The organism is Vibrio sp. TRT 1302 (assembly GCF_050113875.1).
Lineage (GTDB): Bacteria > Pseudomonadota > Gammaproteobacteria > Enterobacterales > Vibrionaceae > Vibrio.
Window position 1 is genome coordinate 52120 of sequence record NZ_JBNJOF010000008.1, and the last position, 17701, is coordinate 69820.

Consider the following 17701-nt stretch of genomic DNA (forward strand, 5'->3'; position numbering starts at 1 on the left):
AGAGTAGGGAGTTTTCGACGCGATGAAAATTGGCGTAGTCAGTGATAAAACCGGACTGGGCATTCACACCATTCGCTACTATGAGAAGCAGGGTTTGGTGATGCAACCGCAAAAGGATGCCAGTGGTCACCGTTCCTATACTTCTACGGATGTTGATGTGCTGAACTGGGTATCGTGTATGAAAAACTCTGGTATGTCTTTAAACAAGATAAAGAAGTACACCGAGGCGTTTTATGCGGGTGATAAGTCTCAATGTATCGAGTTTCTCGAAGCACACCTGAAGCACCTCTACCAGCAGCAAAAAGATATCGAGCACTATATTGAAGTGACAGAAAACAAAATAAATCGCTTCAAAAGTGCTTGACCTAGACCATGGTCTAGATTGCTAACCTCATTGAACTAACTCAGTGAGGAGAAGCAAAATGGAAGTGAAAGTAGCAATCGTCGATGCGTTTGTTGATGGGGATAAAGGCGGCAATCCTGCCGGAGTCGTGTTGAACTCGGATAACTTGACTTGTGATCAGAAATTGTCGATTGCAAGCCAAGTTGGTCTTTCGGAAACCGCCTTTATTTCACAATCAGCAACGGCTGACTTTAAGCTCGATTTCTTTACACCGCAGAAGCAAATAGCGCATTGTGGTCATGCCACCATTGCAAGCTTTAGCTATTTATCTCAGCTAAATCTCGTTCCCCAAACTAACACTTCAAAAGAAACCATTGATGGGAATCGCAGCATCATCGTTGAAGATGGTTATGCCTATATGGAGCAGCTCGCGCCTAGATATACGGAGTTAGACGAAGAGATACCAACGGTGTTGGCTGCTTTAGGGTTAAGCTCACAAGAGGTGATTGCTTCGCCAATCATTGCTAACACGGGCAACTCGTTTATTTTGGTCGGTGTAAAAGATATTGCGACTCTGAATCGTATCGACGCCGACGAAGCGATGATCAACAGACTCTCAGAACAGTATGATCTGATTGGCTTCTATGTGTTTACTATCGAAACCAATATCTCAGGTAGAGATGCCTCAACCAGAATGTTCGCGCCCCGCTATGGTATCAAAGAAGAAGCGGCTACCGGCATGGCGGCAGGGCCTCTCGCTTGCTATCTCTATGACTACATGCATATCACGCAGGATAAGTTTGCAATAGAACAAGGTTATTCGATGCCAGTTGCATCACCGAGTTGTATTGACGTCACTATCGCGTTGGAAAATGGTGCCATTACCTCTTTGCTCGCTGGTGGAACCGGGATTGTGTCGCGCTATCAGACGGTTGAAATTTAGCCTAATTGGGTGAACTAGTGTAGGTTAGTAAAGAGCGAGACTAACCTACCGCATACTTTGGAGAGATCATGCTAGACAGAGACAATACCGGATTGATCATCGTCGATGTACAAGGGAAGTTAGCCAGTTTGGTTGATGAATCTGAGGCGTTGATAAGAAACTGTATTACCTTGATTCAAGGTGCCCAAATCTTAGATTTACCTATCGTCTGGCTTGAGCAAAACCCGACCAAACTAGGTGCTACGGTTGAGGCGATAAGCCAGCATTTGCAAGGTGCGTCGCCTATAAGTAAATACACATTTGATGCTTGCTCACAGCCTCAGTTTATTCAAGCCATTCGCAGTGCCAATGTCGGCACTTGGCTAGTGTGTGGTATCGAAGCGCATATCTGTGTGTACCAAACAGTATTAAGCCTGTCCCAACGGGATTACGATGTACAGCTCGTTACAGACTGTGTTTCGTCGCGAAATCCCCAACACAAGCAATTGAGCATCAGTAAATTACAGCATAAAGGCATCGATATCACATGCGTCGAAATGTGCCTGTATGAATTAGTTAAAGATTGCCGTAGCGATGAGTTCAAACAGATTTTGCAGCTGATTAAGTAACCGCAAACTGAACGGTGTTAATCGATGCCAGGTTCTGGTATCGCTTTCTGGTGCTCGCTTCGCGACTCGTCAAACTCTTTACAAACCCATGATTTCAGCTTCAAGACGTTGTCATTGCGAAGTTTTTCTGGTCGACACACAAAGAAAAACTCTTGATGAGGATTGGTGACAGGCTTGCCGATCTCAACCAAAAAGCCATGCTTGATTTCATCTCTCACGAATAGGCGGTGAGTAACGAAAACTCCCAACTTTTGCATGGCTGCCTGAATGGCATGGACAGAGACCATGAAGTTCAAATTGTTGTGCTGCTTAGGAGCAGGGACGTTATTTCCCTGACACCAGACACTCCAGTCATTTTTCCTGCGCGAGTTTTGTGCATAGATCGCGGGGTAGCGCTGCAACAAATCCGCTGCACTCGGTTTGGGTTGAGATGAATCGAGTAGTTGAGGGCTACAAACCAAAAGAAGCTCATCATCCCCCAGTTTTTCACAGTAATAATCTTGCCATTCATCCGTTTTGCCATGAATGATGGCGACATCAACACCTTCTTGAGTCAGATTAAAAGGGCCAACGAGATTAGACAGGCGAATATCGACATTGGGAGCAAAATGTTGGAAGTCATTCACTCTTGGAACCCACCAATGAATCGCCAATGAGTTGATCATATTCAAAGTGATTTGGTGGGAGTGCGGTTTTTGGGTTACCGCGTCCGTTGCATCGACGATCGTCTTCAAAGCAGGGGCAATGTCATTGTAGTACTTTTGACCAATCGGATTAAGACGAACTTGCCTGCCTATACGCTGAAACAAAGGCTGCCCAATAAGTGATTCTAGGCTTTTGATTGCCTGACTGATCGCAGAGTGGCTGACACTAAGTACCTCAGCGGCCTTAGTCATGCTACCGGTGTCAGCAACGGCGATAAACGCGTAAAGAGACTTAAGAGGTGGTCGTTTGTTCATATGTAAGTTTATCTAACATGTTTGTTTAAATATATTCGTTTTTTAAACCCTTGTCATTCCTTTACCATGGGCGCGCCTATAGGGAGGAATTATATTGTTAAATAACCTTGCTGTACCTTATATGCTCGTTTCAACCTTTAGTTTGTCGTTAACGGGTTTAGCTTTAAAAAAACTAACAGAAATATTGAGTCTTGAATGGCTGACATTTCTCCGATTTATATTGCCGACATTGCTCCTGTTTGCTTTGGTCGCTGCAACAAAAATTCGTTTGCCTCCTCAAGCTCTGTTAAAGCCAATAGTGATTAGAGGTTTGTGCATTGCGGCATGCCAACTCTGTTTTATAGCATCACTCAACCGATTGACTCTCGTGGAAAGCTCAGTGCTGTTTGGTACAGGGCCACTTTTTATTGCCGTGTTGGAGAAAATCTTTTTTAAGGTCAAGATTAAGACCGAAACCAAATTTAGCTTAGCGGCCACGTTTGCTGGTGTCGTACTACTCGCAGGGGATGTCAGTGGCATTCAATTGAGGCCTGAGTTGCTGATTGGATTAGCCTCTGGGCTATTTAGTGCTGGTTCCCAAGTCTGTCTATTTCGTGCCAGTAAAAAAGAGGTAACGCCGGCACTGCTTAACAGTTGGACATTTTTGATAGCGGCGATAAGCGTATTGCCTCTGTGTCTTGTGTCAGGGCTGTCAAAGATCGACGTTTCAATCGTGTTAGCACCACAACACAACTCGCTTGTTTGGGCGTATTTATTGGTTCTCTCATTGGCTGTGGTTGCCAATCAAATCTTGCGCTCTAAAGCCTATAAGTTGGCAGATAGCAACTCACAAGTGGCACCACTGATTTTTACCAGCTTGCTGTTCACCGCGTTGTGGCAGGCGATGTTTTTTGATGAAAGTTTTTCAACCTATCAGATCGCGGGCATCGCAATCATTATAGTGGCAACCATCATGAATAATTTTGCGACGCAGTTGTTCCGATGCCTTGGTGTTAACCGCATTTTTGGCCGCAACTGATGGGAGGCGCCTATTGGACGCTCTAGCATTGGCGCTAACCACACCACTGCCTAACAGAGAGTTACCAGCGAGGCTGAGCAAAATAGTCTGCCAGATAATCGATTAGCGCTCGAACAGCGGGTCTCATGTGCTTCCTTGAGGAGTAAAGCGCATACACCGTCATATCTTCTGGGTTCCAGTCAGTTAACACTGGCTGAAGCTGTCCGCTTTGGATGTATTGATTGACCAGATAGGTAGGTTGTATTGCTAAACCTCCGCCATTGAGAGCAGCGTGAAGAAGTGTTGTTGCTTCGTTCGCAGTCAGGCGACATTCTACTTCTACCGACTGCTGGACCCCATTTCTGGCTAAATGCCAGATATGCTGCTGGAAGTTTTTGTAGCCTAGGCACACATGATTGGATAAATCAGTTGGCTTTTTAATAGGGCGATGATTTGACAAATAGTGTGGTGACGCGACGATTCGGGATTCGCATATCGCGATAGGTTTTCCTATCAGAGAGGGATCTGGTGCCGATGCAATCCGAATGGCGAGGTCGATTTGCTCGTCGGTTAGGTCAGTCACTGAGTCGTGCAAGTCGATATCAATGTTGACGTTGGGATGAGCAGATAAAAAGCCTTGAATGGCAGGAATCAGCTGTGAATATCCAAATGACATACTGGTTGCCAGTCTTACATTTCCGCGTAACTCTCCATCCGTATTGGCAAGGTCACTGAGATGCTCTGCCTGTTTAAGCCATTGTTTTACTTCCTGCAAACACTCTTCACCTGCTGACGTCAAGGATACTTTTCGTGTGGTGCGATGCAACAAACGCGTGTGTAACCAGTCTTCCATTGCCTCAATGTAGCGAGTGACCATAGGCCGTGACATATCCAGTCTTTCTGCGGTTGCGGTAAAGCTTCCAGTAGTGGCAACGTCAACAAAGACTTTGGCTGCGGTGAGTTTGTCCATTTATATGCTCGAAATAAGAAATAATCATGTTCAGTTTGGTGTGTTTTTCTGAACACGTCAATTGCCTAGTATCTTGTCGTTAACGAAGATATTGACAGGAGAAATGAGATGAAAAAGTTAACTCTAGCTGCGGCATCAGTACTACTCGCGACAAGTGCGCTTGCACAAGAGCTTACGCCATTAACTTTTGATGTGTATAACGCCGACGAGAACAGCTTTCATGTGAACTCGACAATCGTGTTTGGTGACAGTGAAGCAATGGTCGTAGATACCGGTTTTACCAAAGCGGATGCATTGCGCATTGCGGCAAAAGTGCTTGATAGTGGAAAAGAGCTCAAAACTATCTTTATTAGTCAGGCTGATCCTGATTATTACTTCGGTGCGGAAGTTTTACATGGGTTATTTCCAGAAGCGAAAATTTTAACTACACCAGCCGTTAAAAAAGTTATCGAGACAAAGCTGGCGGGTAAACTCGCGTTTTGGGGTCCGAAAATGGGTGGTAATGCTCCGGTTAAACCTTATGTACCCCAAGCCATTAGTGGCAACACCCTAATGCTAGATGGGCACACTATTGAGATTCGAGGTACCGATGGGGATCTTGCGCATCGTCCATATTTGTGGATTCCTTCGAGCAAAGCGGTATTAGGCAACGTCTCCGTATATGGCATGATTCACCTTTGGATGGCAGATGCACAGTCGGATGAGAGTCAGCAAGCGTGGCAGGAACAATTAAAGGAGATCCAACAATTAAATCCGGCCCTCGTAATTCCTGGTCATATGAAAACTGGCACCCAGCTTGATGCCTCTTCAATTGCTTACACTCAAGCGTATTTGAGCGATTTTCAGCGTGCAAAGAGCACCAGTCGTAGCAGTGAGCAACTGATTGACAAAATGTCTGCAAACTATCCGGATGCGCAGCTTCCTATGGCACTCGACATTGGAGCAAAAGTGCATATGGGTGAAATGAAATGGTAACGGAGTTCCAATAACCGAAGGGGCGTAAGTTCCTTACTGTCAGGTAACCTTGCCGACCTGTCTTAGGGATAAGACAGGTCTAATAATCTCCTTACGTAATTAATAACCATTATTTTAATGTGGTTTTTGCGAGTATAATTGAACTGGGTACTGGTAAAGGGGGTAATGATGAATAAATATATTTTTCCTATGCTGCTCGGTTGCCTAAGTCTTTCCCTTTCTGTTATTGCTGCTGAGAAAGGAGATGGTCGAATGGGGATGTCACAAGCTCCTGTTTTCACAGATATTGATGTCAATCAAGACGGACTTATCTCTGAGCAAGAGTTTGTTGATTTTCAAAAGGCAAGGCAGGAACTTCGCAAGTCTGAAGGTCGTTTATTAAAGAACTCCGCGAATAGTGATGACATGTTTGAGCGTATTGATACCAACCATGACGAATTCATTGATATGAATGAGTTCCAATCACACAGAGGTTTTATGCGATCTTCAGATCAATAAGTTCCTCATTATAAGAGAGGTAACATATGTTACCTCTCTCTGAATATCGATTGCGGACAAGTTAAGAACAAAGGCAATGTTGTTCACTATGCCGAGCAGGTTACTTCTCTTCTGAAATGTACTCTTTTATCTGTTTTGCAATAACGTCATCACGGATTTCGCTGATCACCTTCCAGATTTTTTGCACGAGCTCGGGATTCTTGTTCGAAAAATTAAGGCTAAAGATTAGATAGTAGTCTTTAGTCGAGATAGGTGGTGTCACTTTCTCAATGTTCGATAAGTGATGTTCAGCGATATAGCTATTGGCAATGTTACTTTGAATGGCTATGGCAGCTAAGCGCTTCTTGTTTAGCATTTCAAACAGCTTATCCGTACTTTCAATCTCCAAGGTCATTATTTCGTTAGCTTTGAGCTTTTTAGTGACCGAGAATCCGCCGTGAGCGCCAACGGGTACGCCATCCAGATCGTTAAGCTTGGTGCCATCCCAATCTAGCGCTTGATCTCTTAGCTTGTAAAATGAGTAATCCAATGTCGCGATCCGCAACGAGCTGTCCACTTGCCTTTGTATCATAGGGTAGCTGGCGTATTTTGCTCTTTCTGGGCTGTAAGAAAAAATAAACCCGCCATCGACTTGATTCGCTTTGATTTGGCTGAGAACCCGCTTACCAGGAAGTCTAACGTATTTAATTTCTAGATCGAGCAAATGCGCAGCTTGTTCAATGACATCAATTGACAAGCCAGGGGGCGAAGCGAGGGTATTACCATTGCCCATCTGAAACGGGAATGATTCAACGTCCGAGTAGGCGAGCGTGATTGTCTTGAGTGGTGTGGCATGTAAATCAATAGAAATCAGCAACATGACCACGGTTAAAAATAGAGAGCGCATTTACCTTGCCTAAGATAATCCTTCTGTATGTCAGTATAGAGCGATGAACCAACAGATGAATGTTTGTTAGGTCAGAAAATCCAATATTCATGGTATCTTTTAGTGATATTGGTTCCTTTCACTAAATTTATCAATGACTTGCCAGAGTCAGTCTGTGGCTTCGTGTTCAAAGCTCATGCTGCTTAAGGCAGCGTTAAATACAACGGATGTCTTTTTCTTGTTAAATCTCCTGTATAAAAATTGAACTGCCATTCAAGGAGCTTCATCATAGGAGGGGATGAAATCAACGGAGAGGCCGTGCTATGGCGATTGTAATCAATTCGGTCTATGAGTTTATTGAAGCCATCAAGCAAGAGAGAACCGTCAATAATCAGCTACTGTGGTTTCGCGGTCACCGAGATTGTCGATGGGAAGTCAAGCCGACCGTATGGCGCGACTACGACAAAAATGGAGAAAGGCATTTAACCAATACGTTTTGTGCAAGAGCGGGAACTCGTTATGGTCCTCTGCCTCAATACAATGATTCCGCTGCGTGGCTGAGTTTGATGCAACATTATGGGCTACCCACACGGCTGCTTGATTGGAGCCGCTCTCCACTCGTTGCGATTTACTTTGCCATTGAGAGCTATCTGCATGACAAGCAAGCTAAACCTGTCGACGCGGGTATCTGGGTGCTGAAACCTCATCTGCTTAACCAACTTGAAGGACTGGGAAGTGTTGCCCCATCCATTAGTGCTCATATTTGTAATCCGATGATTTCTCCTGCATTCTCGCATCGTAGCGAAGAAAATAACAAAGTCATGGCTGCGATGGCAGCCGAAAGTGATATGAGAATGTTCGTCCAACAAGGGTGCTTTACCATTCACTCGGATCAGCAGCCTTTGACAGATAAAATCGGCAGTGAACAGTTTCTTAGTGAGTACATCATTCCTGCTGAACGTATATTCGACGTTGCACAGACCATCGATGTCATGGGATTCAGAAAAGGAGATATCTACCCAGACTTAACCAACCTAGCGATTGAGTTGAGATCTCGATAAGTGGTTATGGAGCGGGCTTGAAGTACTCTACGGCGAAATCAATTAACGCTCTGACCTTACGAGGCATGACATTCCCGCTTAGATATACTGCACTTATTGGGTGGCTTGGGGCTTGATAATCGGACAGCACTTTAATCAGCCGACCCTGAGCGATATCGTCATTTAATACAAAGTCTGGGCAGAGAGCGATACCATGGCCTTCTAATGCCCACTGCTTAGCGATTCTGGCACTGTTAACCATCAACTTGCGCGGGGGAGTAAATACGATCTGCTGCTGTTCTTTGGTAAAGTTCCACTTTCCATAGCTTCTACGGTTGGTATCCACGATACAACGATGCTGATCAAGCTCTTCGATTGAGTGTGGTATGCCATTGATCGCTAAGTATTCTGGAGAGGCAACAAGGTAACTGGTGATCTCTGCCAGTTTGCGTGTTTTGAGTGTCGCTACATCGGGTAGACCGATGCGAAATGCGAGATCGAATCCCTCACTCGCTAGGTCAACGTAGGAATCGGTCAGACGCAAATCTATTGCAAGGTTCGGATTTTGCAGAGAAAAATGGTTCAATAGTTCGGCTAGGTAAATCTCACCAAAAGTAACAGGCGCGGATATCCTCAGCATTCCTGTAAGCCCTTTTGATGCTTCATTCACTGAGTCCAACATATCATCAAACTCGTCGAGTAATGCGGATGCCCGAATCAGTAACTCTTGTCCGGTTGGTGTTAGCCCAACCTTTCGGGTCGTTCGTTGCAACAGTCTAGCACCAATACGATCTTCTAACTGAGCGACATACTTAGAGGTTAAGCGGTTAGAGACACCCAGACGTTCGGCGGCTTCGGTAAAAGACCCCGTTTGCGCGGTCGCGACAAACGCTTTTAGTCCATCAATTAAATCCATTTGTGTTTTGCCTATTAAGAACGATTTGTTGATTGTTATTCTACATCATCACCATTGTGTTGAAAGAGTATGCAGCCGATACTTTGATTAAACCAGAGCCAATGTGAGTCATGACGAACAACAATCGCCCTAATGACTTGCGCTGGTGTTAACTGGACCAATGAATTGCTAAGGAGCGGATTTTGGATACTGCAAGCGTATTAAACCAGTTAAATCAAACTCTTAAATCGTCGCCTAGGATGCCAGTCATTTTTATTGGCCACGGTTCACCAATGAACATTATCGAAGATAACCCCTTTAGTCAGAGTTGGCTAAAACTCGGAGAATCACTACCTAAGCCGCAAGCTGTTTTAGTGGTTTCAGCCCATTGGATGACAAAGGGCAACACCTTCGTTGACGTTTCTCCGATGCCAAAAACAATCTACGATTTTTATGGTTTCCCCGAGGCACTTTACGCTCAGCAATACCCTGCTAGGGGAGAGCCCAAATTGGCAAGGGAAGTCATAGCGCTGCTTGATGATTATCAGGTTCAAGATGACATTTGGGGACTCGATCATGGTGCTTGGGCGGTTCTAAAATCCTTGTTTCCTGAGGCAGATGTGCCTGTCTTTCAGCTTTCTATTGATGTGACTAAGGAGATGAACTGGCATCTCGGGATAGGAAAAACACTGTCTGAACTGCGTGACAAAGGTGTGTTGATCTTGGGCTCAGGCAACGTAGTACACAACCTGCATGCATTACGCGCGGATGGACATCCACACGACTGGGCTGTGGAGTTTGATGCTCTAGTTGCAAACAAACTTGCTGTGCGGGATTTCACCTCATTGGCAGACCCAAAAATGATGGGGAGTTTGCTTTCCATGGCAAATCCGACACTCGAACATTACATTCCGGCACTGACGGTTGCAGGCGCATCAAATAGTCAGGATCAAATCTATACGATAACGGAAGGCATAGATCTGGGCTCGGTCTCAATGCGGTCATTTGTTTTTCACGGCTCATAAGCCGCGAGAGCATGATTAGGTTAATTGATGGCGTCTTTACAAGTTAAAGTCCTTTTTCAAATTGAGATCTTAGTGGCTAAGATAAATGTTCAACTTGGTATACTCACACAAAGAATCGTAACGAGAGTGTGATGATATGTCTAAAACAGCGAAGCTCCAGAACGAAGATAAGCTAGTAAAGAAAGCGTTAGAAATTGGCGGGAAGATGGCCAAAATGCAAGGCTTTGACTTACCCAGCAATCCACAGCCTGTTAGGGTGAAGGCCATCTACTTGTTCTTGGTCGATGCAAAGCAAATCGCACCACTACCAGATAACAAACTGGATGGTGCTAGTATCAAACACCGATTGGCGATGTGGATTCATAAAGCACTACCTGATAATGACCCACTGAAGTAATTCCCTCGATGCAAAAGCAAAAATGATGGACTGAGCGTATGCTCAGTCCTCATGAAAACTTGTCCTTTCAAAAAAACCAAAAGGCAACTAACTAGATCGATGCATCTATGATGCCGAATCATGATAGACAGATTGGCTCAACCTCTAGAAAAGCTCACAATTAGACTCTTTTTACCGACCTATTGAAAGTGTGTGGTAAAAATATACGAGTGGCTTCAATTGGTCAGCAGTAATTTCCTTTATTGTTGTAAGTAAAATCCGAAATACAGCCTAATTAATTATCGGGATACACACGATTAAATATTAAAGGTACTTTATCCTGATAAACGAATATCCGTTATAAACGAAACGAAATGTTTTATTTAATCTACCGAGAAACAAGGCTTTTAGGCGAACTAAACAGCCTAAAAGATAATTAACTGAACTGTAATTAACGCTCTCATTGAGGTGAAAAAACAATTCTGTGGTGTGTTTATTTTTTGGATTTTGTGCTTTTTGGGTTAATTAACCGCTTAAGACGGTACTTACCATTAATATTGTGTTTTGGTAGAGTTCCCTTATTAAAATTAAGGGATTGATTATTAATGTCCAGATACCACTATCCTCCAAGAGAAATCATAAGCATTGAAGAGATGACTCGATCTATGAAAGAAAGTCAGGCTAAGCGTACAAAAACTTCTTTAGCTGATTATGATGAAAGGGAAAGAAGAAGACTGAAGCAACAGGCTTCATTGCCAAAGAATAATTGTCCAAAGGTAAGTAATACACCAATACTCAAATCAAGGCTGTTAAAAAAAGAAAAGAATATGAATGCGCTAGGATGTGGTTCATTTTCTTACCTGTCATTTTGAATGAAGAGCTTTGAGGTATTAAAAACTCAAGAAGCCTTGAAAGAAGTGAATGTATATCAGGGAAAGGTGAATGGACATTTTGGAAGTCAAACGAAGCAAGCGATTAAAAAGTTTCAAAAAGAATACCATCCGACGCATACCACGCATAAATATTATCAATTTGGTGAAGTAGACGGAGTCGTCGGCAAGAACACCATCCTTGCTTTAGATGAAGCCATTAATGAAGGTTGGAAATATCTTGATGATGCGATGGATGAAAAATGGCTAATGGTACCAAGAGGGCAGTTTACATTTGACTGTGAAGGGGATGATATAGAATCGTCCTCATATTTCACGAGGAAAGCTCATGTTCCTAAGAATGGTGGAGTGGTGATTGGTCAATCAGGTGTTACAATTGGGCGAGGTTTAGATTTAGGAAATCCACCCACAGGAGCGACGGGACAATCACCTGCTAAGTTGGACTTAAATGCGCTATTTCAAGAGGCGGAATTAATCCCAGAACTGTCGGATTGGTTACTCAGTGTCGAAGGGGTTAAAAGAGCAAGTGCTCTAGAGTCTCTTCATAATTCAGGGTTGTCTGATGATGAACTGACAATAACACGTAAACAACAACATTTATTGTTTAATGTTGTTTATGAATATATGGAAGAAAAGACTCGCATCTTGTTGACTAAGCCAGATGTTAAAGCCAAATTTGGAGTGGTTGATTGGGATAACTTACCTCGTAATGTAAAGGATGTTTTAGTCGACTTGACATATCGAGGGGATAATAGCCCTAGAACAAGGGAAGGGTTTGTTCCTGCTTTGGTTGATTTTGAGCTTCTCACGTTTAAAGAGAATGTTATGGATGTCAATAATACTTTGTGGCGTGGGGTTGATTTGAATAGGAGGGAAAGACGTGAAAAGTATCTATAAGAGCATGTTTTGCTACCTACTTTATTTTTCTAGCATAACATTAGCTAGTGATACGCTCCCTACTAGCTTGGAGATTAGAGAGTTAAAGCAAAACTATGATAATAGAACTGGTAATACAGGGGAACTTATAGCCTATATCCCAATAAAAAAGCCTTGTTTAAACGTTTTGTCTGGAGAAAAACATAAAGAATTTTGTTTTATCGATTCTACAACTGAAGATCTAAGTAAGAGTGATGGGGCTGGTTTTTTCATTACACTTACAAACCTTTCAAATGAGAGAGTCTCTTTTGAATACCATACTTTGTGGTATTCAAAAAAGTGTAAGTATTACATATATAAAGAAATTCCGACCTGTGATGATCCTTACACTAATTAATATGTTTTAATCAAATTGTTTGGTGTGAAGCAATTCAATACTCTTACGGAAAAGGTCATTTTTCGCTGACATTTAACCTAGTCAATGTTTGGCTGAAGCACACAATGATGACCGTTGCTGGCACACTTATTATTAATGAATGGATTGTCTCGATAACATGTCTAAGATCGCGTACTTGCTATTCCGAGTAGATATTAAGGGTTTCTGTGATGCATCGAGGGGATAACAGCCTTAAACAAGGTAATGTAGATGCGGATAAAATGACTAAAAGAACAGATTATGCTAAAGGATCGGAGGATTACCTTCTAAATTCACTTGATTTTTTTCTAAAGTTTTAAACGCCATGAATAATCAGATAGCATTCTGAAATAAATAATTGGTTTGAGGTTGAAGTGGTTAAATTAGTGATGGTTTTTTGTTTGTATTGCGTTAGTTTTAAAATAATCGCGATGGGTGAATCTAGTGCAAATTGGATTTTTGAAAAGCAAAATCAATGTGAAATGAAGATAAATTCCTTAAAGAAAGATATACAAAGCAATGCTGATAATCTATCTAAAGGTAGCTATAACGAGGCTATTGTTTCTAGTCTGACTTCAATTAAGTATAAGTATATACAAGAGAAATGTAGATTTGAGCATTTTGAAAGTATAGGGACTGAAGCAGAAACATTAAATATTTGCAGTTGTTTGATTGATGAATATACAAAATTTAATGAATACTTAGTTGAGAAGATTAATTTGCCTTAATTAACCCTTTATAAGAATACACACGATTAGATATTAAAAGTGTCTGAGACCTATCGAGTGGTTAATAGTCCTAGAGAAAGCGAAGGTTTTGTTTCTGCGTTGATTGATTTTGAGCTTCTCATGTTTAATGTTATGGATGTCAATAATATCTTGTGGCGTGGGGTTGATTTGAATAGGAGGGAAAAACGTGAAAAATATCTATAAGAGCATGTTTTTCTGCCTACTTTCTTTTTCAGGCATAACATTAGCTAATGATGTACTTCCAACTAGCTTGGAGATTCGAGAGTTAAAGCAAAATTATGATAATAGAACTGGTATTACAGGTGGGCTTATAGCCTATATCCCAATCAACAAGCCTTGTTTAAATGTTTTGTCTGGAGAAGAACATAAAGAATTTTGTTTTATCGATTCTACGACTGAAGATCTAAGTAAGAGTGATGGGGCTGGTTTTTTCATTACACTTTCAACCATTGCGAATAAGAGTGTATCTTTTGAATATCATACTCTGTGGTACTCTAAAAGGTGTAGTTATTTCACATTCGAAGAAAATCCGACCTGTGAACAACCTTATACCAATTAGATATTAACCTGAGTTTTTTAGTGTTAACCGAATCTAATCGTATGAAATTCACTACTATTTTTCTAAGTCAGACAATGATTACCATTTCTGATGTGTTTCTTATTCACGAATAGATTGCCTCATTTTTACTCGAGTAAAATATTAAATGTTTCTGTGATGTTTCGAGGTGGATAATATTTTACGTTGTGGTTTTTTTGCAATAAATGAGTATCTAGAATGAAAGTTAAACGTATTTTAATGGTGTTTTTTGTATTGGTGTCAGCTTCTACAAGTGCTTCTGAATATAGATTATATGCTTCGGATTATTCAGTTAGAACAAAGAAAGAAAATTTTGCTGCCTATGTTTTGAAAGATAATCCATGTATCACTGTATATGAGTTTAAAACAGGCAAATCTGTCCAATATTGTGAATTAGGAAATAAAGAGAAAAAGGCAAGCTCTGTGCGTGGTGATGTATCATTAACCAACTTACAGCGAGACTATCCTACTGCTTATGTCATGGATTTAAGCATGTGGAGTGGTGACGTAACATTTACAGTAGCTACTCCTTGGTCAGATCTATCATGTACCATCGATGTTCAAACTCAGGCAGTGAGTTGTGAGTAGCCAGAGCTAGCTTTCTTACTTAAATTGGTTAACTCGCAGTTATCCTATAGGTTTAACTATTTTTCCGGGACAAACACGATAAGGTTTAAAGGATTCTGTGACGTATCGGGCAACAGCCCTAGAACAACGAATAGGTTTGTCCTGTAAACCTCCCATAGTTCCAATGATGGGCTATCACCGTTAGAGTATGAACGCCAGTATTTTAATGAGGCTAAAAGTCGTCTACTGAAGTAGTGGCGATTCAAACAGATTAGGTTAGGTGCTTTAAAGCTCTGGCGGATTAGGCTGACGGTTCAATAGGTTTTTTTATTATCTCGGCGTAAAATAATTGATAGTGCGAATCAATTAAATCTGACTTAATTGACTGTTTATTTTCACTCTATCGATAGCTTACGCCGAGGCTTTTAGAATCTCGATGTTTTTAATCAATAACATTGAGAGAGATATGAAGTATCCCATTCCTAACGTTCTCGCATTAGCGCTTGTTTCAGCTTTTGCTCACGCAGAGTCAACGTCTGAGAGTAGCGAACAAGTTCAAGATATGTCTGATCCATTAGCGGTGTATACACAAGGTGGTTTTGGTGTTTCAGATAAAGGCCTAAACCTAAAAATGGGCCAGACGTATGACACCGGTAACCCTGACACTATGGCGATGAATATCATAGAAGTAAAAGGTATCGCGGGCGAACAGTTGGGTTGGAGTGGTTCAACTCAACGTGATGATTCGATTGATAGCCTGCGTTTTCGTAATTTTAGTGTCGATACCACCAATGGTCGTGGCGCGCAGTTAGATATGAACTATAACGTTGAGCAAGAGCAACTGGATATCTCGTATAGTTTTATTCAAGCATTGCCAAAGTGGGGCGCGCTACAACTCTATCCACTCGCTGGCGCGGGTGTTCGAATTACCAATGGCAAAGTTGATGCCACAGTCGATACTGAGTCAGGCACTTACCCCATTGATAAGAGCATTGGCTACACAATTCCAGGTGTGTATGGCGTGGTCGGTGTATACAGTAAACTGGCGATTACCGATAAGCTGTGGGTAAACTACAACCCTATGTGGTTTACAGCGATAGCTGGCTCGGATGACTTTATGGAGTCAGCATTTGGTCCAGGAAACAGCGAAGTCTTTGCCAACGAAGTGTCGCTCTCTTACCAAGTTACTCCAAGGTTCAACGTGCGCTATTTTGCAAACTGGACACAAGAGCAAGAGTTAAAAGAAGGAGATCAAAGAATCGAAGTGAACTACCAGTTCTAATGGTCGACAAGGATTAATCAACTTCCATAAAAACTTGCGGTCGTAAATGATTGTAAAGTTAGAGAAGTACACTTGTATCATATTTACGAAAGCATCAATATTGTTTCAACTTATTCAGTACTCTGAGAGTGTGTAATGCCAAGCAAAAGTATATCAATAATTTATCTTCTATTGAGTGTCTTGATTGCTTTTATGTTATCAAGTGGCGTTGCTCGCGTAAAAGCCAGTTTTCCATCTACGTCATATCATATCACTTATAATGAGTTCGAATTAGATACGAAAAAAGCTAATACATCTAGTTATTGCGAACCTGGGGAAAGCTGTATTTGCTGTTTCCATCCGGGTCAACCCCTTGGTGCTGAAACTCTCGGAACTCAACAGCCCTATTATGAAGCTCCTTTTTGTTATGCACTATCTGCATTTCTGATCTTAAGTTACACAAATGCAGTGATACCTTCTCTCTATCGCCCTCCGATAAGTTAATTCCTATTTTTAAGCACTTTGTTGCCCGAACAATTAATTGCGTTAATCGCAGTATGAACTTGTTATACGTGTAAATGGTTTTTTATTTGCACGCCCCAAAAAACAGGGATTAAAAAATGAAAGAATCAATTTGCCTGTGTCGTTCGACTCGCCGCAGCACCATTTGTAGGAGGATGTCATGACATCTAAACATCAACCTATTATCTTGTTTGCCTCTGTATGTTTAATCTGGGGTACTACTTGGTTTGCAATGGAAATTGCTGTTAAAACTATCCCTCCTATTTTTGCCACTGGCCTGCGTTTTTTGATCGCCTCGCCGTTGTTGATGATATTGGCTAAACATCTTAAACAACCACTAGTATTTCCTCGGGAAAAAATTTACTGGATGTTTATTGTTGCGATTTTTTATTTCGCAATTCCGTTCACTTTAATGATTTTTGGTGAGCAATATATTTCATCAGGCTTAGCCTCGATCATTTTCGCAACTATGCCAATTGCGGTAATGGTCGTATCGAGATGGTATCTTGGCTTGAAACCATCGAAAATACAGACCTGTGGATTATTAGTAGCAGTACTGAGCCTTACTCTGATCCTTGCACAAGAAATGAGCTTAGGTGGTGACGATTATCTGCTTGGATTTCTTGCCTTAGGAGGAGCGGTCTCCATTCATGCTGTTATGTATGTATTTGTCGAGAAGTACTGCAAAGGGATTCCAGTTTTGACTTATAATGCATTTCCAAGCTTGATTGCTTCCGTATTATTGTTAATTACATCGCTAGTGGTAGAGCAGCCTGATATAACACTGATCTCTACGGATTCTATTTCGGCAGTGGTTTATTTAGGAGGGATAGCGAGTGTAGGGGGCATTGTCGCATACTTTAAACTGGGGCAGGTCTCAACACCGTTTACCGCTTCGCTCTGTTTTCTTCTATTTCCATTGATTGCGCTAAGTATCTCAACATGGATTTCGGGTAATACTATTTCACTGACGTCCGTCGTTTTGTTATTTCCTCTACTGGGAGGGATATTAATTACTAAAACTACTCCAATGATTTGGCATCTTATTAGAAGAACTTCTGTAACACCAAAGCCAATACTGTGTGATCGTTGCATGAAAGAAATTAAAGCCTAAACTTCTCTACTCCTGATAAATAAGCACACCCCCGCATGTGTGCAATGTAGTGTAAAAATCGGAAACTTGTTTTTGGTTTCCGATTTTAATTTGCCCTAAGATCTATTGATATATAAGACTGTTCTGGTCAGCTTAAGTCGGAGACTTTTTCTAGAGGCATTTTAAGCGTCAATCAGAGACACAACGCTGTCTTTCATTTTTCATTTGAGATAAAAGAAAAAGCGAACCCTGCAGAG

The 17701-nt window shown here is 41.8% G+C and carries 21 protein-coding genes; 17 read left to right on the plus strand and 4 right to left on the minus strand.

Annotated features, from left to right (window positions below):
- The first annotated feature begins 22 nt into the window (after nucleotides 1-22).
- The 3 genes from ACQEXP_RS11855 (at nucleotide 23) to ACQEXP_RS11865 (ending at nucleotide 1894) form a co-directional block, all read left to right on the plus strand.
- A complete protein-coding gene (locus tag ACQEXP_RS11855) occupies nucleotides 23-364 on the plus strand; it encodes a MerR family transcriptional regulator (RefSeq protein WP_269375728.1) in 342 nt (113 codons plus the stop codon).
- Between the two features lie 58 nt (nucleotides 365-422).
- The gene (locus ACQEXP_RS11860; RefSeq protein ID WP_426970051.1) at nucleotides 423-1286 is read left to right on the plus strand and encodes a PhzF family phenazine biosynthesis protein; all 864 of its coding nucleotides are present in this window, start codon (nucleotides 423-425) and stop codon (nucleotides 1284-1286) included.
- A 68-nt stretch (nucleotides 1287-1354) separates the two neighbouring features.
- On the plus strand, nucleotides 1355-1894 hold the full coding sequence (locus ACQEXP_RS11865) for an isochorismatase family protein (protein ID WP_426970053.1): 540 nt from the start codon (nucleotides 1355-1357) through the stop codon (nucleotides 1892-1894).
- Nucleotides 1895-1911: 17 nt separating this feature from the next.
- Here ACQEXP_RS11865 and ACQEXP_RS11870 read toward each other — a convergent pair whose 3' ends face one another.
- A complete protein-coding gene (locus ACQEXP_RS11870; RefSeq protein ID WP_426970054.1) occupies nucleotides 1912-2853 on the minus strand; it encodes a LysR substrate-binding domain-containing protein in 942 nt (313 codons plus the stop codon).
- Nucleotides 2854-2974: 121 nt separating this feature from the next.
- On the opposite strand from ACQEXP_RS11870, the gene ACQEXP_RS11875 reads away from it, so the two are divergent.
- Nucleotides 2975-3871 (plus strand): DMT family transporter, encoded by an 897-nt coding sequence (locus ACQEXP_RS11875; RefSeq protein ID WP_426970155.1) that lies wholly within the window; start codon nucleotides 2975-2977, stop codon nucleotides 3869-3871.
- 61 nt (nucleotides 3872-3932) lie between these two features.
- Here ACQEXP_RS11875 and ACQEXP_RS11880 read toward each other — a convergent pair whose 3' ends face one another.
- Nucleotides 3933-4820, minus strand: a complete 888-nt coding sequence (locus ACQEXP_RS11880) for a LysR family transcriptional regulator (RefSeq protein ID WP_426970056.1) — start codon at nucleotides 4818-4820, stop codon at nucleotides 3933-3935.
- A gap of 108 nt (nucleotides 4821-4928) precedes the next feature.
- Here ACQEXP_RS11880 and ACQEXP_RS11885 point away from each other — a divergent pair, with 108 nt between their 5' ends.
- Complete coding sequence (locus tag ACQEXP_RS11885; RefSeq protein ID WP_269375722.1) at nucleotides 4929-5795, plus strand: MBL fold metallo-hydrolase; 867 nt, start codon at nucleotides 4929-4931, stop codon at nucleotides 5793-5795.
- A 168-nt stretch (nucleotides 5796-5963) separates the two neighbouring features.
- Nucleotides 5964-6293, plus strand: coding sequence for a hypothetical protein (locus ACQEXP_RS11890; RefSeq protein WP_426970058.1), 330 nt, complete (start codon nucleotides 5964-5966; stop codon nucleotides 6291-6293).
- 100 nt (nucleotides 6294-6393) lie between these two features.
- On the opposite strand, the gene ACQEXP_RS11895 is transcribed toward ACQEXP_RS11890, so the two are convergent.
- A complete protein-coding gene (locus ACQEXP_RS11895; protein WP_269375720.1) occupies nucleotides 6394-7179 on the minus strand; it encodes a substrate-binding periplasmic protein in 786 nt (261 codons plus the stop codon).
- A gap of 302 nt (nucleotides 7180-7481) precedes the next feature.
- Here ACQEXP_RS11895 and ACQEXP_RS11900 point away from each other — a divergent pair, with 302 nt between their 5' ends.
- Nucleotides 7482-8219 carry an FRG domain-containing protein gene (locus tag ACQEXP_RS11900; protein ID WP_426970060.1) on the plus strand — a complete coding sequence of 246 codons (738 nt, stop codon included), beginning with the start codon at nucleotides 7482-7484 and terminating at the stop codon, nucleotides 8217-8219.
- Nucleotides 8220-8223: 4 nt separating this feature from the next.
- Here ACQEXP_RS11900 and ACQEXP_RS11905 read toward each other — a convergent pair whose 3' ends face one another.
- A complete protein-coding gene (locus ACQEXP_RS11905; RefSeq protein WP_426970062.1) occupies nucleotides 8224-9114 on the minus strand; it encodes a LysR substrate-binding domain-containing protein in 891 nt (296 codons plus the stop codon).
- Between the two features lie 182 nt (nucleotides 9115-9296).
- Here ACQEXP_RS11905 and ygiD point away from each other — a divergent pair, with 182 nt between their 5' ends.
- From ygiD to ACQEXP_RS11955, 10 genes are all read left to right on the plus strand, one after another.
- Nucleotides 9297-10118, plus strand: coding sequence for a 4,5-DOPA dioxygenase extradiol (ygiD, locus tag ACQEXP_RS11910; RefSeq protein ID WP_426970063.1), 822 nt, complete (start codon nucleotides 9297-9299; stop codon nucleotides 10116-10118).
- 136 nt (nucleotides 10119-10254) lie between these two features.
- Entirely contained in the window at nucleotides 10255-10515 is a 261-nt protein-coding gene (locus ACQEXP_RS11915; protein WP_269375716.1) for a DUF5062 family protein, read from the plus strand.
- Nucleotides 10516-11159: 644 nt separating this feature from the next.
- Nucleotides 11160-11366 (plus strand): hypothetical protein, encoded by a 207-nt coding sequence (locus ACQEXP_RS11920; RefSeq protein WP_426970065.1) that lies wholly within the window; start codon nucleotides 11160-11162, stop codon nucleotides 11364-11366.
- The gene (locus tag ACQEXP_RS11925; RefSeq protein WP_426970067.1) at nucleotides 11367-12281 is read left to right on the plus strand and encodes a pesticin C-terminus-like muramidase; all 915 of its coding nucleotides are present in this window, start codon (nucleotides 11367-11369) and stop codon (nucleotides 12279-12281) included.
- Complete coding sequence (locus ACQEXP_RS11930; RefSeq protein WP_426970069.1) at nucleotides 12265-12657, plus strand: hypothetical protein; 393 nt, start codon at nucleotides 12265-12267, stop codon at nucleotides 12655-12657. Before ACQEXP_RS11925 ends, ACQEXP_RS11930 begins: the two co-directional genes overlap by 17 nt.
- 449 nt (nucleotides 12658-13106) lie before the next feature.
- Complete coding sequence (locus ACQEXP_RS11935; protein WP_426970071.1) at nucleotides 13107-13403, plus strand: hypothetical protein; 297 nt, start codon at nucleotides 13107-13109, stop codon at nucleotides 13401-13403.
- A gap of 187 nt (nucleotides 13404-13590) precedes the next feature.
- A complete protein-coding gene (locus ACQEXP_RS11940) occupies nucleotides 13591-13983 on the plus strand; it encodes a hypothetical protein (RefSeq protein WP_426970072.1) in 393 nt (130 codons plus the stop codon).
- 216 nt (nucleotides 13984-14199) lie between these two features.
- Nucleotides 14200-14589, plus strand: a complete 390-nt coding sequence (locus tag ACQEXP_RS11945) for a hypothetical protein (RefSeq protein ID WP_426970074.1) — start codon at nucleotides 14200-14202, stop codon at nucleotides 14587-14589.
- Nucleotides 14590-15034: 445 nt separating this feature from the next.
- Entirely contained in the window at nucleotides 15035-15850 is an 816-nt protein-coding gene (locus ACQEXP_RS11950; protein WP_426970075.1) for a hypothetical protein, read from the plus strand.
- A gap of 661 nt (nucleotides 15851-16511) precedes the next feature.
- Entirely contained in the window at nucleotides 16512-17465 is a 954-nt protein-coding gene (locus tag ACQEXP_RS11955; RefSeq protein ID WP_426970077.1) for a DMT family transporter, read from the plus strand.
- Nucleotides 17466-17701 lie beyond the last annotated feature (236 nt).

Coding starts and splice junctions, on each gene's coding strand:
- ACQEXP_RS11865 (WP_426970053.1), top strand. CDS start 1,355: ATGCTAGACAGAGACAATACCGGATTGATCATCGTCGATGTACAAGGG.
- ACQEXP_RS11915 (WP_269375716.1), top strand. CDS start 10,255: ATGTCTAAAACAGCGAAGCTCCAGAACGAAGATAAGCTAGTAAAGAAA.
- ACQEXP_RS11955 (WP_426970077.1), top strand. CDS start 16,512: ATGACATCTAAACATCAACCTATTATCTTGTTTGCCTCTGTATGTTTA.
- ACQEXP_RS11900 (WP_426970060.1), top strand. CDS start 7,482: ATGGCGATTGTAATCAATTCGGTCTATGAGTTTATTGAAGCCATCAAG.
- ACQEXP_RS11855 (WP_269375728.1), top strand. CDS start 23: ATGAAAATTGGCGTAGTCAGTGATAAAACCGGACTGGGCATTCACACC.
- ACQEXP_RS11905 (WP_426970062.1), bottom strand. CDS start 9,114: ATGGATTTAATTGATGGACTAAAAGCGTTTGTCGCGACCGCGCAAACG.
- ACQEXP_RS11945 (WP_426970074.1), top strand. CDS start 14,200: ATGAAAGTTAAACGTATTTTAATGGTGTTTTTTGTATTGGTGTCAGCT.
- ACQEXP_RS11870 (WP_426970054.1), bottom strand. CDS start 2,853: ATGAACAAACGACCACCTCTTAAGTCTCTTTACGCGTTTATCGCCGTT.
- ACQEXP_RS11880 (WP_426970056.1), bottom strand. CDS start 4,820: ATGGACAAACTCACCGCAGCCAAAGTCTTTGTTGACGTTGCCACTACT.
- ACQEXP_RS11950 (WP_426970075.1), top strand. CDS start 15,035: ATGAAGTATCCCATTCCTAACGTTCTCGCATTAGCGCTTGTTTCAGCT.
- ACQEXP_RS11885 (WP_269375722.1), top strand. CDS start 4,929: ATGAAAAAGTTAACTCTAGCTGCGGCATCAGTACTACTCGCGACAAGT.
- ACQEXP_RS11895 (WP_269375720.1), bottom strand. CDS start 7,179: ATGCGCTCTCTATTTTTAACCGTGGTCATGTTGCTGATTTCTATTGAT.
- ACQEXP_RS11875 (WP_426970155.1), top strand. CDS start 2,975: ATGCTCGTTTCAACCTTTAGTTTGTCGTTAACGGGTTTAGCTTTAAAA.
- ACQEXP_RS11890 (WP_426970058.1), top strand. CDS start 5,964: ATGAATAAATATATTTTTCCTATGCTGCTCGGTTGCCTAAGTCTTTCC.
- ACQEXP_RS11860 (WP_426970051.1), top strand. CDS start 423: ATGGAAGTGAAAGTAGCAATCGTCGATGCGTTTGTTGATGGGGATAAA.
- ACQEXP_RS11920 (WP_426970065.1), top strand. CDS start 11,160: ATGAAAGAAAGTCAGGCTAAGCGTACAAAAACTTCTTTAGCTGATTAT.
- ACQEXP_RS11935 (WP_426970071.1), top strand. CDS start 13,107: ATGGGTGAATCTAGTGCAAATTGGATTTTTGAAAAGCAAAATCAATGT.
- ACQEXP_RS11925 (WP_426970067.1), top strand. CDS start 11,367: ATGAAGAGCTTTGAGGTATTAAAAACTCAAGAAGCCTTGAAAGAAGTG.